Raw genomic sequence first — 15,978 nt, 5'->3', positions numbered from 1 at the left:
GTTATTCCGTCACGATCATCTGGACCGGCGTCGGATTGAAGCCGTTGCAGGGATTGTTGATCTGGGGGCAGTTGGAAACGACAACCACCACGTCCATTTCGGCGCGCAGCTCGACCCAAAGACCAGGGGCCGAAATGCCGTCCACGATGCCCAGCGCGCCGTCGGCTTCGACCGGCACGTTCATGAACCAGTTCACGTTGGAAACCATGTCGCGCTTGCCACGCCCGTAGCGGGCGTTACCGTCCAAGAAGTTATCAACGCAGCTGTGCTGTGCCTTCGTGTGATGCCCGTACCGCAAGGTATTGGATTCGCAGGAACAGGCACCGCCGATCGTATCATGATAGGCGACCGCCGATCCGGTGATCGTCATCATTGGATGGCCTTCGTTCGACAGCAGGACCGATCCTTCGCGCAGGAAGATGTTGCCTTGCGCGGCAATCGTGTCCTGCGCGCTGTAGCGTTCGGCATCGTCGGCGGCGCTGTAGACCAGGAAGTCCACGGCCTGGTTGCCTTCCAGGTCCACGATCCGAAGTTTCTGCCCTTTTGAAATCGTGCAGGTCCACGGCGCGCGCGCCGGTACGAATGCGTCCTGAACCGTGCTTTCAGGCATGGTGGCGAGCGTCTGGGTCATCGGCCGGATCTCCTCAGCGGCAGAAGTAATCTTCGGTGTTGAGGAAGGCCCGCTGGCCTTCCGGTGTGGCGTTGCGCACCGGATCGTCCGTCGGCGTCACCTCGCCGCGCCACGCGGTTACGCGGACCGGGGTGACAGTGTAGTCGGACCTGGCATCGAGCACGTGTGGGCAATTGGCAAAGACCACGATCAGGTCCATTTCCGCGCGCAGCGTGAGGCTGCGGCTAGCGGGGGCAGGAGCGCGGCCAAGCTCTGTTTCGCCGTCAGGGCCGACGCGCACGCCCTTGAACCAGTTGATGCAGGGGTGGATGTCCTTGGCGCCGAGCCCGAACTTCGCGACGGCAATCTTGAACCGGTCGCGCGCGTTCGGCGCTTCGCCGTAATTCGCGCCGCTACCGTATTTCGCGTCGTTGCCACGCTCGTTCGACGCACCGCAAAGGGCATCGTGACTGCCGGCCTCATCCTCAACGATGCTCATCATGACTCGGCCCATGTCGGACAGGAGAAGTTGTCCGGTACCGAGATAGGCGTTCCACTGAACCTTGAGGGTATCGGCCACGTTCAGTCGCTCGGTCGGTTGCTCGGCATTGAAAAGCAGCATGGAGACGCAGGCATCCCCTTCCAAATCCGTCAGGCGCAGACGTGCTCCGCGGCCGATCCGCTTCGCGGCATAGCCTCCGCCGGCGATCACTTCTTCCCAGACCATCGCTTCGGAGGGAACGCCGCCTGGCCGGTCGGCCGCCTCGCTGGCCGGCAAGGTCGGCATCGTTAGCACGTGGGTTCCGGCCATTGCCCGGGCATGATCCCGGGCGCCGTAGGGGTCGGCTGTCGAAAAGCTCATGGGTTCTGTTCCTCCGGATGGGGTTGGCCGTGGGAGTGGAGGGGCGGCAGCAAGGCTGTCGTGGTCACGAGCGCGAGCTGCTGGACCGCGCGGATCTTCCGCAGATTGTCGCACAACTGGTTCAGTCGCTCCGCCGGCCCTTGGACCAGCAGCACCTCGAGTGACTGGTCGCCTTCCAGGAACACGTGTTGCGAGGAGATCACCTCCTTCACGTAGCCCGCCTGAGCCTGGGCGAGGGAGTGGCGAACGCGGCCGCTGTCCGCGCGGTAGACGAGCGTGATCGTGCCCGCCAGCATTGCCTCCGGCCGCTCGGCGCGATGTTCGGCAAGCTGGTGGCGGATCAGTTCCGCAAGGAGTTGCGAGCGGCTAGGTAGCTCGCGTTCAGCCACCATCCTGTCGAGAGCCTCGGCAAGATCGGCGGGCAGGCTAATGCTGAGACGCGCCAGCTGCTGCGGTGCACAATCGGTCATACATCAGGCTTATTGGGTATTACTAAACTCGTCAACGGTAATACTGAAGTGGCCGAGGCCGCCGGGTTCTGCTCGTTTCCAAGGCACAGCGGCGGCGCATGCTCAAAAAATGGGCAGGCGGAGGATATTACGAATCTCGCAGTCCGTAATAAACGGTGGGCTTGCGAGCTCTCCCGAACTGGCACGATTGTTGCAGCGCGGAGGTCGGCGCAAAAAAGCGCGGAATGCGGAGGCACCCATGAAGCGACTGAATATTCTGTCCCTGGAACCGGCTGCACGTCCGTGGCGGCCAGCGCCGGGCAGGCACAGGGTGCTTGCTTCGAACGCCGAGCTCACCGCTAGCGGCCCCGGTTCCAGCGTTTCCCAGTACCGCTCCTCGGTTACATGACCGGAGGGGGACAACGCTTTCCGGCGCCGGCAGCGATGCATCTTGAACCCGGTGCTCTGTCTGTTCGCGTCGGCATCAACATCGGCAAGGTTCCGACTGACGCCCGCTTCGCGCCTGCGAGCCCGACATCGTGGACAGCGCTGTACGCGGCCGGACGGCGGCTTTCTGATCTGACGGAGATAAACATGCGCGATTTCATGCGAGCGCTACGAGCGCTCATCACTCTGGTTACCGCCGCGGTCCTGCTTTCGGCGTGCGGCCAGGGTTCGGCTGACGAGGCTGACGGCGGGAAGAAAGAGGAGTTCAACGTCGGCTGGTCGATCTACGCTGGCTGGATGCCGTGGGCTTATGCTCAGCAGGCCGGGATCGTCGACAAATGGGCCAGCAAATACGGGATTAAGATCAACCTCGTTCAGGTCAACGACTACGTCGAATCGATCAACCAGTACACCGCCGGCCAACTCGATGCCGTAAGCGCAACCAACATGGACGCCCTGACGATCCCCGCGGCGGCGGGCGTGGACACGACAGCCCTGCTGATCGGCGACTATTCGAACGGAAACGATGGCGTCGTCCTGAAGAACGGCACCTCGGTCGCGGACCTCAGGGGGCGGACAGTCAATCTCGTTGAACTGTCCGTGTCACACTACCTGCTGACGCGCGCGCTCGACTCTGCGGGGATGCAGCTTACGGACGTGAAGACGGTCAACACGTCGGATGCCGACATGACTGCGGCCTTCGGAACCCCGGAGGTCACTGCGGTTGCCGCATGGAACCCGCAGCTCTCAGCCATCAAGGCGATGCCCGGCGCGACCGAGGTCTTCAACTCGTCGCAGATCCCCAACGAGATTCTCGACCTGATGATCGTCAACACCGAGGTGTTGGCCGCTAACCCTGAACTCGGCAAGGCGCTGGCGGGCATCTGGTACGAGACGCTCGCGATCATGCAGCAGGATAACGAAGAAGGCAGGGCAGCCCGGGCCCAGATGGCACGGCTTGCCGGAACGACGCCTGAGAATTTCGAGAGCCAGCTCGCGACCACGTACCTCTATCACAATCCGGCAGACGCGGTTGCCTATAACCGCAGCCCCGAGATCGTCGCCAACACCGATCGTGTTCGCCGGTTCAGCTTTGACAAGGGCCTGTTCGGCCCGGGCGCGCAGTCGGTCGATGCCATCGGAATCCAGTTCCCGGGGCAGACTCTGGGCAATCCTGACAACGTGAGGCTGCGTTTCGACCCGACTTACATGGAAATGGCGGCCAGCGGGACACTCTGAACAGACAAGGGGCGGCGCAGGCCGCCCCTTGTCTGATGCCTCTCTGCTGCTCCCGAAAGGATGACCAACATGCCTCGCCAGCCATCGAAATCCGCCAGATGATCCGGCTGATCAACCTCCATCCGACCCGAGGGAGCGGGGTCCTGCTCGGTGTCCTGCCGCTGCTCCTGATCCTGCTGTTCTATACCGGCGCTTCGGCGGCGCGGCACGCTGAAAATACGAGTGACAAGCTGCTGCCGACATTCAGCCAGATGGTCGAATCCACCGGGGCGCTCGTGACCCGGACTGATCCTACCACCGGAGACATCCCGCTGGTCGCCGATACGAGTGCGAGCCTGACCCGCCTCGGGATCGGTCTTGCTATCGCCACTGGCTCGGCATTGGTCCTGGGACTGGTGATCGGTACTCTTCCGCTCATCCGCTCGACACTCGGCCCGCTCGTGGGCGTCATAGCGGTTATCCCCCCGATTGCCGTCCTGCCCATCCTGTTCATCACCTTCGGGCTGGGCGAGGCGTCGAAGATTGCGTTAGTCGTCATCGGCATAATGCCGGCGATGATCCGCGATCTTTCTGCCTTCATTGCCCAACTGCCACAGGAGCAGATCATCAAGGCGCAAACGCTGGGGGCGAACAGCTGGCAGGTGATGATGCGGGTTGCCCTGCCGCAGGCGTTGCCTCGCCTGATCAGCATTGTCAGGCTGCAACTCGGCGCCGCTTGGGTGTTTCTGATCGCGGCGGAGGCAATCGCGGCAGATGTGGGCCTTGGCTACCGGATATTCCTAGTCCGCCGATACATGTCGATGGACATCATCCTGCCTTATGTCGCCTGGATCTCGCTGCTCGCGATCATCATGGATTACGCGCTGGTGCGCCTGAGCCGCATAGCTTTCGCTTGGGCGCATGAGGGGGCACGCTGATGGCGCTCATGTCGTTCCGCAACGTTTGGGTGGAATACGGTGACAAGATCGTCCTGGAGCGTGTGAGCCTCGACATCCACGAAGGCTCGTTCGTTTCGATCATCGGGCCTTCGGGTGCGGGCAAGAGCACGTTTCTCCGCCTTGCGTTAGGGCAGGAAGGACCGACGAAAGGCGAGGTCCTGCTAGGCGGCGAACCTCTCAGGCCTGAGCCCGGGCCGGATCGCGGCGTCGTGTTCCAGCGCTATTCCGTGTTCCCGCACCTGACCGTGTTGCAGAATGTCCTGTTCGGAAGCGAATGCGCCCAAGCGCCCTTTCTCGGCAAACTGTTTGGCAGCAAACGGCGGCAGGCCCGAGAAGAATCGGCCGAGATGCTGGCCTCGGTCGGCCTCGGCGACAGCCTGAACGTTTATCCGGCTCAGCTCTCGGGCGGCATGCAGCAGCGGCTCGCAATTGCGCAGGCTTTGATCAAGCGCCCGCGCGTACTGCTGCTCGATGAACCGTTTGGCGCCCTCGATCCCGGCATCCGCATGGACATGCACGCGCTCGTCACCGATGTCTGGAAAGCGCACGGTCTGACGATCCTCATGGTCACTCATGATTTGAAAGAGGCGTTCGCGCTCGGCACGCGGGTCATGGCGTTCGACAAGCGGCGGCACGATCCGCAGGCGCCGCATCGGTTTGGCGCGACGGCGGTCTATGACGTCACTCTCGATCGGAAAGAGGGCGCGAACCGCCCGTCAGAATCCGTGCCCGACGCCGCCCTGCCAGCGCTCGGTAGCCGGTAGAAAAATTCCGGCCGCATACCCGTCCGTAAGCCAGCTTCGGTGCACTGGTGGCAAACTGCGCGGGCATGCAGCTGGTCGTGCGTTCTCAACGGTTTGCGCTTTGAGCGTGAGCCGGCTGAGATGCTGATGATCGCCTACGTGATGCAAGTCATCGACATCGGCCGCCTCGCCGAACTGCCCCGTTAAACTTGTCGGTGCGGCAGCTCGGGGATGCAGTTTTCTGGCCTTTATCGTCGCGGGTCGAGGAGAACCGGGTCCGCTCGGAGCGGCGCCCCTTGGTGACTGCCTTCGAGGATTGCTCGCTCCGGCTTCTTCCTGTCGCTGCGATTACCTGGGCGCAGCAGCGCGTCCCTCCAGCGCCGGCGGCGGTTCTCTTGACCGCGAGCCGATACGCGCAGGACCATCGGTGCTGCCGCTGGAGAGCGGATCACCGCGACGCTGGCGATCGGCTGAGGTTTGATTGTACCCGGAATCGTGGCCAGCGAAGAAGCCGTGGCCGGCGAAATAGGAGCGCCAGTCCGCGCCTTCCCGCACGAGAGGGAGGGGCCGGATCGCTCTCAACTGTACCCTTGAAGTACTTGTCCTAGGCTCTGACCATCCAGCTGCGTACTGTTCTCAGCCCAACCTAGGAAGGAGCAGATGCACAGCTCGACGTCATTACCCGGCTAGGGATGCCTTCCCTGAGGCCCGAGAACTGGTCCGCGGTAATCGGACATCGAGCGGCGTCAGCACGGGCGCTGATCAGTTCAAACAGGGAAGCCTTCTTGGCCTGCCTCTTCAGACCGCAGAAGAGATTGCCGAAGGAGCCGGTGCGGTTCCCGGTGCAGGTAGTGCCGCAATCGGCGCGTTCGGCACTCCTGCGAAACTCAGGAGCTCAGCAGGCTCTTTTTGAATAGTGCCTTGACCAGCCTGCTTTCGAGAACCCGCCCGACCACGTAGAGAGCGGCAAAGATCGCTGCCAAGACGTAGGCGGGAGTGGGCGAAGGTTCCTTGTCGTCGTCGTCAGAATCCTTCGAAGATTCTTTTTCGGGTGCAGGTGCTCCCAAAGCAACATCGATCGGGTGCATAGGGACCTCCAAATCCTTCTCGGCGGAATCTTCGAACGCGTTCGAAACTTCGGTTGACGGTGTCTCAAGCTCACCCAAGGCAATAGTCAACTGAGCCATTCCAAGGAACAGCAGGGGAGCTAAAAAGCAGAACAGCAGGATTCGGCTAGTTAGATGATAGTGCAGCACAGGCCCCGCCATGCCTTTCTCTATCTGCAAAACACCGCCGTCGAAAACAGACATCTTGTCTTGAGCCGCCTGATCCTTCTTGCGAAAAACCAGCGTGCTGTGTGTCCGTTCGAAGCTGGTGCCTGTTTGACGGAACAGCGGGTCGAGCTTGTCGAAAGCGTCGCTCGATTGCTCTGGAGCGAGCGCTAGGCTGCCCCTGATATGCCAGATCCAGTTGATGAAACGCGAGTTCACGGGGTTTTCTCCGGGAGAGCTTCTCAATGCCGGCTTGAGCTGCAAGGCCTGATCCGGGGCGCTCATGGCCACGCCGGTTGGGCATGACGAATGGATGGAAGGGAATTATGCCGGGGAGGCGCTCCCCTCACTCGGCCGGCACCGCGTCCGGCATCGCCACCGGCTGGCGAAATCGTTCCTTGAGCGTCTTCCAGCCCTCGGAGAAGGGGTAGATCATCGTTTCGCCGATTGACATCCGGCGTCCACCTTCCATCCCGAGCAGTTCCGCCTCGCCGTCGACGCACGTGCCGAACATGCGGTCTATGATGATCCAGGTGGTGGAATAATTGCTGCGGCTGGCTTCAAAATCCTGCGAGTGATGCACGCTGTGGTGTTCGGTGGTGTTGAACAGGAAGCGCCACCAGCGCGGCGTGTTGAAGCGGACATTGATGTGCTGGTATGTGCCAACCGCAAGGCCCAGGGTGCCGGCGAGCAGGGCGGCCCGAGGCATGAAATCGAAGAACCCGCCAACGCCGAGGCCGATCAGGAACAATTCGACCGGATTGCCGACGGCGCCTTTGTTGATATTCAATTGGGTGATGTAGTGATGCGGTGCGTGGGTCAGCCACAGCGGATACCAATTGTGCATGCCGCGATGCATCCAGTACTGGCCAAAATCGAAGATAAACGAGATCAGGAAAGCTTGCACCAGAAGCGGCAGGCCAATGAACCACGCAAGCTTGTCCCAGGTAAAGGCGTTCTGGACGGCTTCAATCATGACTCCGTCGCCGATGTAGCTGTCGACCATGCGGAGCAGCGTGTACCCGAGCCCGACATAGAACAGATCAGTGACCAGTTCCTTCCAGGTCAGGCGCCAGCTCTCGTGGCGCGGGGTCATCCATTCAAGTCCCAGGAGCAAAATCTTGAATGCGATGCCGATGCCGATGGCGGTCGATGCCTTGGCGACGGAATTGGGTGCGTAGTACCAGAACGCGATCAGCGCGAACAACACCGTGGGCTGAAACCAGGTAAAGATGAATTGCTTAACTGGACCACCTTCGACCTTCGGAATATTCTCCCAGCCCACAGTCACCGGCGCCTGTGTTCCGATCACCCTTTTGCCTACTCGAGTTCCGTTCATCACTGTCCCCGCTTGCCGACTTCTAGCTTTTAAGTGCCAGAAACCCGGCAGCGGCGGCATACGCCATTCGACGTATGCTTCCGCTATCGCTGGAAATGCCCCTGGAATGGAAACTGGCGTGCGCTCCATGTTTCGGCTCTCGCCCAAGGGTATGCTGGTGCCTGCCGCAGGCGAGGGCTGTCTCAGGCGACTGCCAGAAGGAGCTCTTCATTTCCTGGTGCGAAAGAGGCTTTGCAGTTCGATATCGGTTCGAAGGTCTCTTGCAATACGGATACTTCACTCAGCCCGCCCAGCTTGAATTGCCCGAGGCGCATGTCCTCGGGAGAACGCCAGTTCTTGGTAAGGTTAAGGGCGCGCAAGAACAGATCTCCATGCATTTCCAAAAGCGCGTGAGGGGCAAGAGTCATCGTTCGTCCATTATAGCAAGCGTCGACAAGGAGTCTGCGACCGATTGCTTCCATGATCTTGATCCTCGGCCCGGCTTGCTGGCCGGAATCATCCGGTACTCGGCATTTGTGCATTGCGGCAGTTCTATGGTTACAGGTTCGTCCGGCAAGATGCAGTTGGAATGGCGCCATTGGCGCCCCGCTGCAGCAGAGTGTTGAACCGTTCAAAGCAGAGCGAATGGGAGACAAAACGGACCAGCAGCGCCTTACCACGGGTGGTGGGACTGCGGCTCTGTCACCCAGATGCACGGGTTGGGAAGGAGGTGAGAGGGGATGAAAGCCTCATCCGAAGAAGCCGCTCCACGCCGTTCTGTTGTTCCAAGTTTGCACCCATGTCACGAATTGGGCGGAATGCGCAGTTTCAGTCCGTCGAGTTCATCGCTCATCCGGATCTGGCAGGACAGGCGGGAGCCTTTCTCCCGATGATCGCACCCATCCAGGAGACTGTCCTCGTCAGCCGACATTGCTGCCAGCTGCGAAAAGGAGGCCGTATCGATGACGACATGGCAAGTCCCGCAGGAGCAGCCGCCCCCGCACGAAGCCAGCAGCTCATCGAAGCCGTTGTCGCGGATAGCTTCCATAAGGGAACCTTCGGCTTGTACGCCGATTTCGCGCATCTCCCCTGCGGGGTTTTCAATTTTCAGCCTGATCATTTGAATAGCTCCGTAGCGCGCCTGAGCGGCGCGGAAGTTGCTTTGATTTCATCAAGATTCGGAAGCACCTGGATGCCTGACTCAGGATCTAAGGCTCGTTCGGCGCGAAGACCGGACGCTGGGTAGCCTGTCGCGCTTTGCATATTTCGATCACGGGCGTGGTCGGAAAAAGGAACTGTTCCGGATCGCAGCCGTCTGCGATCCGTGGCACACGATTCTGGCGTCACCCTCGCAACGTGTGCCGAAGATGCAATCCAACGGATTGATCGGTTCTCCGAAACCGTAACGTGTACCCCCTCATCATTTTCCCGATGGCGATTTCACCGCGGCCAGTGGGGTTTGCACGTTGGTAAGGTGTCCACGCTGGCTCTCCGTTGTCGATAACCGGCTGCCGAACCTTCGAAGTTGATCGACGCGTCGTACGGCGGCGGCACGCGGCGGAGTAAGTGTCCAAATGACGTATTTGCTCGGGAAAAAACTACTCGTGCGCCGCAGGTTAGCAGAAATCCGGCCGAAGCTGAGGGAGCTTTGGTTCGTCATCATCCCGAGATGATGCGCACCGCCAGAGCTGTCGCCGCTGCCCTGGTTTCGACCCCCAGTTTCCTGAACACCTGTTCCAAGTGCTTGTTCACTGTGCGCGGGCTGATCCCCAGGATTTCGCTGATGGTCCGATTGGACTTGCCGTAGCTGACCCAAAGTAGCACTTCAGCTTCCCGCCGGGTCAAACCGTTCTGCTTCTGCAGCAGAGCCAGGGTTGCGTCTTCGCGGATTTCGGCGATCCGGATCAACATCTCGTGCGGACGCTGACTCTCGATCAGGGTTAGCTCAATCTCGAAATCAGGAAACTCGGTGCGTAGAGATGTCCCTGGTCGTGCCGTTTCACTCAACAGCCGCTGCGTTGGCGTTTCCAGCAGATCAGGGAGGCGGCCGCTTTCCTGGCTCCAGTCGGGATCGACCTGCGAAAGCAGCTTGGCGGCTTGCGGCGTGCACCACACCAGGGCGCCATGTGGATCCAGGGCGATAAGAGGCCGCCCGGAGAGGTCGAGCGCCAACCGGGATCGGTGCGACAGACGCGCATTGGCCAAGTGGACGCGAATCCGCGCGAGGAGCTCCTCGATGATGATCGGCTTGCGCACATAATCCACGCCCCCGGTCTGGAGCGCAGCCACGACATGTTCGGGCTCGGCCAAGCCGGTCATGAAGATCACGGGGATGTGCGCACAGGCGGGATTACGCTTGATCAACTGAGTTGCTTCCAGTCCGCTCAGCCCGGGCATCACCGCGTCCATCAGGATAAGGTCGGGCGTAACATTCTGCAGGCGCTCAACAGCCGTTTCCCCGCTTCTGGACACAAGGACCGTCATGCCCTCGCGTTCGAGGGTATCAACGAGGAACCGGAGCGATTCCGGCGTGTCGTCGACGACGAGGATGCAATCCTTCTGGCGAGTCTCAGGAGGCACTGTTTTGCGATGCTCTGGAGATTGCTGCCAATGCTTCGAGATCGAAAGATTCGAGGCAGATGCGCATCTTTTCGACAACGTGGACTGCTTCGGGATGCTGCGTGGCGATCGCGTCTAGCTGACCTTCGATCCCGCGGACATAGCCGATCCGGGCTAGGCGTTCGATTTCGGCCAGATAGGGCTGCACCGATCGTGAAAGGGGCGGGGAGGGTTGAAGAGTGGCGGGTGCTTGAGGATAAGTGTTTCCCTGGGAGCCGGGACCCGTCCACTCGAGCTGGAGCTGGGCCGAAATCACGTCCAGCAGCGTGTTGAATTCGAAAGGCTTCATCAGGAACATGTCGTTCGCCGCTGCGCCGTCTCCGCCAGGGTGAAACTGATGCGCGTTTGCGGAGAGCATGACGATGCGCAGCGCCGGTCCGTGCTGCTGCCGCAGGATATCCGCCGTCTCCCATCCCGATTTGCCTGGCATCGAGATATCGAGCAGGACAAGGTCCGGCCGGACCTGGCTTGCGATTGCGACACTTTCATCACCGTCCCGCGCAGTCAAGACGTCAAAGCCCAGGGGAGCTAGGAGACTCCGCACCATGGCTACCTGCGCCGGATCGTCATCGACCAGCATGAGTATCCGCCGTCTTCCGGTATATCCGGTTACCACCTCGGCACGAGTGGAATCGGCCGGCTTTGAAGGCGGCTGAGACAACATGAGACGGACGGTAAATCGCGAGCCGCAGCCGGGTTCGCTCGCGACCTGAATATCGCCGCCCATGATGTGGACCAGGGCCTGCGTGATCGAAAGCCCTAGACCCACTCCACTTTGGCGGTGAACGGCGGCTTCGCTTCCGCGCTCGAATGGATCGAAGATGCGCTCGAGGTCGGCATCCGGGATGCCGATGCCGGTATCGGCCACTTCGAAGGTCGCCAAGTCATTTCGGTAATGAACCGTGAGGGTGACACTGCCGTGGTCGGAAAACTTGATCGCATTCGACAAGAGGTTGATCAGCACCTGGCGCAGCCGCTTCTGGTCAGCGCGCACAAATTCGGGCAGCGTTGGCGGGCATTTGAGCTGGAAATCGAGGCCTTTCGCCGCTGCAAGAGGTTCGAACATGTCGACCATCTGTGCGAGAAGCGCGGGAAACCGGACTATCTCGCGGTTGATGCGCAAGGAGCCGCTTTCGACCTGGGAGATGTCGAGCAGACCTTCGACAAGATTGGTGAGATGCTCCGAACTGCGCCGGATGATTTTTGCAGCCTGAACGGCATTGCTGCCGTTGCTGCGCTCAAGCAGTTGCGCGTAGCCGTAGATCGAGTTGAGCGGTGAGCGGATCTCGTGGCTCACGCTGGCCAGGAAGCGGCTTTTTGCCTCATTGGCCGCCTCCGCGACGACTTTGGCGCGCCTCAATTCAGCTTCCATCGCTTCGAGAGCAGCAATCCGTTCTTTCAGCATGGTCACGTAATCGCCGTTCGCGGCAGCGAAGTGTCGAGCCATGCTGCCGATGAATTCCAGTGCGCGCGGCGCATGTGTGAGCAGTCGAGGCAGCGCAATTTTTATCACAGCGGCAAACGTGATGATCCGGCATGGGAGGCAGCGGCGAAGCTGCCGAAAGCGGTGATGGCGAGTTTGGCGAGACGCGCATTGCGCGGTGTCGGCTGCCAATGGGGCGGCATCACCTTCAGGTGATCACGGATTCGGCTGAGCATGATTCCCTTCCTTTCGCGCTTGCAGCATTGCTGCTGAGCGCAGCGTTGTCCACCGGCAATTATTACCGTTGCCAAGTTGCGTAATATTCATATGATGGCTGTCTCGCGGGCTCGTCGTGTTCGATCGGGCTGTCGCGGCGTCGGAGAGGGCGTGCATTGAAGGCGATCGTTCAACGCCGCGCCGCGGCCGTTCGCGAGAGAGTCCGATGCCTCGAAGCCCGACCTACAATCCCGCATTTTCCGGCAATCCGCAGTCCGCAACGGCGCGCGCATATCCCAACGGCAATCCCGATCTCGGGTACAATCCTGCCGGCGCCCGCAACACGGATAGCGCCTTGCCGCTGCACCGCCCGCAAGCGGTGGTCCACAGCTACGCCTGTGAGGGTCCGGCACCCGGCAACCTGGCTTTCCGCTGGACCTACGGCTCCAACGTGGCCGCCAGGAACCGCGATCCGCGCGTTCAGGTGGTGCAGTATAACGAGGACACCTTTGTCCTGCGGCAGAATGTCTGCGTGCACTGGGAGGCGCCGTTCACCTACCTACTGTTCGGCAACGAAGGCGCGCTCCTGATCGATAGCGGCGCGACCGCGAACGCCGATCACTATCCGCTGCGCAAGACGGTCGACGCGATCATCACGCGTTGGGGGCAGGCGCGCGGGCGCAGCAAGGTTCCTCTCACGGTCGCGCTGACCTCTGGCGAGGACGTCGCTCAGAACCAGGGCGTGGTGCAGTTCGCCGGACGGCCGGATACGGTGATCGTTCCCAAGCCGCTCAGCGCGATGAAGGACTTCTACGGCCTGGTTGAAGGCTGGCCCGATGGCACGGGCACGATCGACCTTGGCGGCCGCCGGATCGAGGTGATTCCCACACCTGGCACGCATGAGGACGGCGTAAGTTTCTACGATCCTTACTGCGACTTCTTATTCACCGGCGATCTCCTGTTCCCCGGCAAGATCAACGTCAGCAACGACGGCGATTTCGTCACCTCGCTTGAACAGCTCAAGGCCTTTGCCGCGGGCAAGCCGGTTAAATGGGTGCTCGGGGGACACATCGACATGATGTTCGTCCCGGGAAAGTACTACGCCCGGTTCGCGACCTACAAACCATATGAGCGTCTGCTTGAGATGGAGCCCGCACTGATCGACGAGGCGCTTCGGTGTGCTCGCGAAGTTCGAGGCAGGGACATGATGCTCATCAGGCCTGACTTCGTGCTGTTCAACGGTGTCAGTCCCGATCAGCGGACGAAGGTCTGGCCCGAGGGCGTGCCTGACATCAACGCTCCGCGCCCCTTCTGACGCCGAGGATCAACCATGGACCGCCGCAGCTTCCTTGCCTACAACGCGCTGGCCGCCTTGCCGCTGTCCGGCGCCGGCCTCAGCCCGCTTGTTGGTACCGCTTCCGCTGCCATCGGCAGGCGGATCGACTTCAAGAGCAACCTGCCGGCACCGGGCAGTTTTCCGAAGAAGTGGATTGCCGGATCGCAATCCTGCATGGACAACACCGATCCACCTGTGCAGGTCCACTGGTACGATCCGCACACGGCGATCCTGCGGCAGAACAAGGCGTACAGCTACGAAGCGCCCTTCGCTCCGCTCTACTTCGGCAATGACCGCGTACTGCTGCTCGACGAAGGCTTTGTGCAGCTGCGCAACGACTGGGATTTGCGCGGGGTAGTGGACCAGTGCATCGAGGAGTGGTGCAGCCGCAACGGCCGAGACCCCGCCGACCTCGAACTGCTGGTCGCGTTCAGTCACCTGCATGCCGATCACTACGCGGCGGTAAACCAGTTCGCCGATCGGCCGAAGACACGTTACATGGGCCTGACCCATGACGAGATGGTCGGCTTCTGGGGCATGACCAATTTCCCGGAAGAGCGGGTGACGCTGGACCTGGGCGGGCGCGATATCCTGATCTGGGGTTCGCCCGGCCACGTCGTGTCGGAATTCACCTATTACGACAGCTATACCCAGATCCTGTACACCGGCGACATGTTCTACAGGGGGCGCTGTTATATCAGCTTCTGGCAGCCCTGGTTCGACAGCATGCAGCGGTTGATCGACTTTTGCGACACGCATTCGGTCACGCATGTGATGGGCTGCCACGTGGAGATCAGCAACGCCGGTGAGGACTATGCCTATGGCATGACCTACCAGCCCAACGAAGCGCCCGTCGAGATGACCGTGCAGCAGCTGCGCGAGGCGTTCGAGTACGCAAAGACGATCACCGAGCCGGGGATTTATTTCACCGGCACCGTTTTCCTCTGCAACCAGACGCGGGGGACGACCACGATCGACACCAACCCTTACCGTTACAGTTGACCGGCGAAGGCCGAGCACAGGAGAAAGCGCATGAAAAAACCCATCAGGCTGGCACTGACTTCGGTCGCACTCTGCGCATCGTTGCCTTCTCAGGCGTCGGAACTTTCTGCCGGAGAATTGACGGAGCGGGAAATCAGCGTGCCCGGTTTCGCCGATTTTCTGGCGATTGACGGGAACACGGTCTGGACCACCAACGACGGCCGCGTCGAGCAATGGTCACCCGAAGGCATGGTCGCCTCAACCGCGGTACCAAAGCCATGCGGCGCCATGACGGTCGCGTTCGGCTCACTGTGGGTGGCAAATTGCAGGGACGGCAACGTCTACCGGATCGATGTGGAGACAGCGCAGGTGCAAGCGATGATCCCGACCGGCATCGCCAATCCCAAGGGCGAGACGAACGTGGTTGCGGGCGCAGGCTCGATTTGGGTGCCCAGCGACGGGGCGGGCAAGGTCGTTCGCGTGGACCCGGCCACCAATGCGGTAACCCGGGCTGTCACCGTCGACCCCGGCACCTTCTATCTGGCCTTCGGCTTTGATGCGCTCTGGGCCGTGAGCAGCGACGAGCAATCGCTTCAGAAGATCGATCCGCAGACGGATTCGGTGACTGCTAGGGTCAAGCTCGGCAAGCAGCCGGGCTTCCTCGCCGCTGGGGAAGGGGCGGTGTGGGTGCAGGAGCAGGGCGACGGAACGGTCGCGCGGATCGATCCCTTCACGAACGAAGTGACGGGACGCACGAAGGTGGGAGAAACCCTGATGTACGGCGACATTGATGTTGGAGGCGGTGCGGTGTGGTTGCGCACGACCGAGGACCAGACCTTCGCAGCGATCGATCCTCAAACGATGGAGATCCTGGCGCGCGCCGGCAAGCCGTCCGGCAGTGGAGCGGTGCGCTATACGTCATCTGGCGTATGGACGACAGCGCACGATTTGCAGACGCTGTCGTGGTGGACCGGGACAGCGAAAAACGAAAACTAGAACCTCACGCCGACACGGGCAGGCAGATGCTGCGTCAGCAAAGAACCCCGGGGGTGTAATCGCTACAGTGGTTTCCCGTGTTGGCTATTATATAGCGCAAGTATATTAGTTATATCGTGATGATAGACGTAACTAAAAACAATTATGCATGGTTCATTTGATTGACATAATCCAAGGCTGCAGCGTGTTATTACTATTGACCAAGTTCGTAATATCTATACCGTAATCCTAGTTGCCCTGAGAGCGATGCTACGGTGAGGAGAGGATCTGCAATTTAAGCTGGGTTGCCGGCTTGATATGGAGATTTCTGATGCACCAGCCGCCGGCCAGAAGCGCTCTTGCGTCAGCCGATATGCAAGGAACGGGCCGGTTCGACGGAGCTGGCAAGCAAGGCGGCTTCGCGACCCGGACCATGAGCAAGCGGATGCCGGGCGCAGGTGTCGTGCCGTTCCGAGGGCTCGTTCCACAGGCCGCAAATCAATACCCCGTGACGTTTCCTGTCTCGGCTGTCGCCACCGTGACCAAGATAC

15 protein-coding genes are annotated in these 15,978 nt (G+C 60.9%); 6 read left to right on the top strand and 9 right to left on the bottom strand.

Going from position 1 to position 15,978, the window contains the following annotated elements; all coding sequences use genetic code 11:
• Position 1 precedes the first annotated feature (1 nt).
• From ELY13_RS01025 to ELY13_RS01015, 3 genes are read right to left on the bottom strand one after another with little or no spacing between them, the layout of a single operon-like run.
• On the bottom strand, positions 2–631 hold the full coding sequence (locus ELY13_RS01025; protein WP_206435951.1) for an urea amidolyase associated protein UAAP2: 630 nt from the start codon (positions 629–631) through the stop codon (positions 2–4).
• A 13-nt stretch (positions 632–644) separates the two neighbouring features.
• Positions 645–1,472 (bottom strand): urea amidolyase associated protein UAAP1, encoded by an 828-nt coding sequence (locus tag ELY13_RS01020; protein WP_126172017.1) that lies wholly within the window; start codon positions 1,470–1,472, stop codon positions 645–647.
• Positions 1,469–1,942 (bottom strand): CopG family ribbon-helix-helix protein, encoded by a 474-nt coding sequence (locus ELY13_RS01015; RefSeq protein ID WP_126172016.1) that lies wholly within the window; start codon positions 1,940–1,942, stop codon positions 1,469–1,471. Before ELY13_RS01015 ends, ELY13_RS01020 begins: the two co-directional genes overlap by 4 nt.
• Before the next feature lie 573 nt (positions 1,943–2,515).
• Here ELY13_RS01015 and ELY13_RS01010 point away from each other — a divergent pair.
• From ELY13_RS01010 to ELY13_RS01000, 3 genes are all read left to right on the top strand, one after another.
• A complete protein-coding gene (locus tag ELY13_RS01010; protein WP_241233478.1) occupies positions 2,516–3,607 on the top strand; it encodes a putative urea ABC transporter substrate-binding protein in 1,092 nt (363 codons plus the stop codon).
• Positions 3,608–3,708: 101 nt separating this feature from the next.
• Positions 3,709–4,524 carry an ABC transporter permease gene (locus tag ELY13_RS01005; protein WP_126172231.1) on the top strand — a complete coding sequence of 272 codons (816 nt, stop codon included), beginning with the start codon at positions 3,709–3,711 and terminating at the stop codon, positions 4,522–4,524.
• Complete coding sequence (locus ELY13_RS01000) at positions 4,521–5,309, top strand: ABC transporter ATP-binding protein (protein WP_206435955.1); 789 nt, start codon at positions 4,521–4,523, stop codon at positions 5,307–5,309. Before ELY13_RS01005 ends, ELY13_RS01000 begins: the two co-directional genes overlap by 4 nt.
• Before the next feature lie 866 nt (positions 5,310–6,175).
• On the opposite strand, the gene ELY13_RS00995 is transcribed toward ELY13_RS01000, so the two are convergent.
• From ELY13_RS00995 to ELY13_RS00970, 6 genes are all read right to left on the bottom strand, one after another.
• On the bottom strand, positions 6,176–6,844 hold the full coding sequence (locus ELY13_RS00995; protein ID WP_338142317.1) for a hypothetical protein: 669 nt from the start codon (positions 6,842–6,844) through the stop codon (positions 6,176–6,178).
• 61 nt (positions 6,845–6,905) lie between these two features.
• A complete protein-coding gene (locus ELY13_RS00990) occupies positions 6,906–7,898 on the bottom strand; it encodes a sterol desaturase family protein (RefSeq protein WP_126172229.1) in 993 nt (330 codons plus the stop codon).
• Positions 7,899–8,080: 182 nt separating this feature from the next.
• On the bottom strand, positions 8,081–8,305 hold the full coding sequence (locus ELY13_RS00985) for a hypothetical protein (RefSeq protein WP_241233477.1): 225 nt from the start codon (positions 8,303–8,305) through the stop codon (positions 8,081–8,083).
• 374 nt (positions 8,306–8,679) lie between these two features.
• A complete protein-coding gene (locus ELY13_RS00980) occupies positions 8,680–8,997 on the bottom strand; it encodes a 2Fe-2S iron-sulfur cluster-binding protein (protein WP_126172014.1) in 318 nt (105 codons plus the stop codon).
• Positions 8,998–9,536: 539 nt separating this feature from the next.
• Positions 9,537–10,457, bottom strand: a complete 921-nt coding sequence (locus ELY13_RS00975; protein WP_241233500.1) for a response regulator transcription factor — start codon at positions 10,455–10,457, stop codon at positions 9,537–9,539.
• Positions 10,447–12,111: an ATP-binding response regulator gene (locus ELY13_RS00970; protein WP_126172013.1), complete on the bottom strand. Its 1,665-nt coding sequence runs from the start codon at positions 12,109–12,111 to the stop codon at positions 10,447–10,449. Before ELY13_RS00970 ends, ELY13_RS00975 begins: the two co-directional genes overlap by 11 nt.
• 250 nt (positions 12,112–12,361) lie before the next feature.
• Between ELY13_RS00970 and ELY13_RS00965 the strand changes: the two genes are divergently transcribed.
• The 3 genes from ELY13_RS00965 to ELY13_RS00955 are packed head-to-tail and all read left to right on the top strand — an operon-like array spanning position 12,362 to position 15,448.
• The gene (locus tag ELY13_RS00965) at positions 12,362–13,450 is read left to right on the top strand and encodes an MBL fold metallo-hydrolase (RefSeq protein WP_126172012.1); all 1,089 of its coding nucleotides are present in this window, start codon (positions 12,362–12,364) and stop codon (positions 13,448–13,450) included.
• Between the two features lie 15 nt (positions 13,451–13,465).
• Entirely contained in the window at positions 13,466–14,473 is a 1,008-nt protein-coding gene (locus ELY13_RS00960; RefSeq protein WP_126172011.1) for an MBL fold metallo-hydrolase, read from the top strand.
• A gap of 30 nt (positions 14,474–14,503) precedes the next feature.
• Complete coding sequence (locus tag ELY13_RS00955) at positions 14,504–15,448, top strand: Vgb family protein (protein ID WP_126172010.1); 945 nt, start codon at positions 14,504–14,506, stop codon at positions 15,446–15,448.
• Positions 15,449–15,978: the final 530 nt, after the last annotated feature.

This window comes from Altericroceibacterium xinjiangense (assembly GCF_003958635.1).
Taxonomy (GTDB): Bacteria; Pseudomonadota; Alphaproteobacteria; order Sphingomonadales; family Sphingomonadaceae; genus Altericroceibacterium_A; species Altericroceibacterium_A xinjiangense.
The sequence above is the reverse complement of the archived record's forward strand: the minus strand, read 5'-3'. Positions and strand labels throughout refer to the sequence as shown.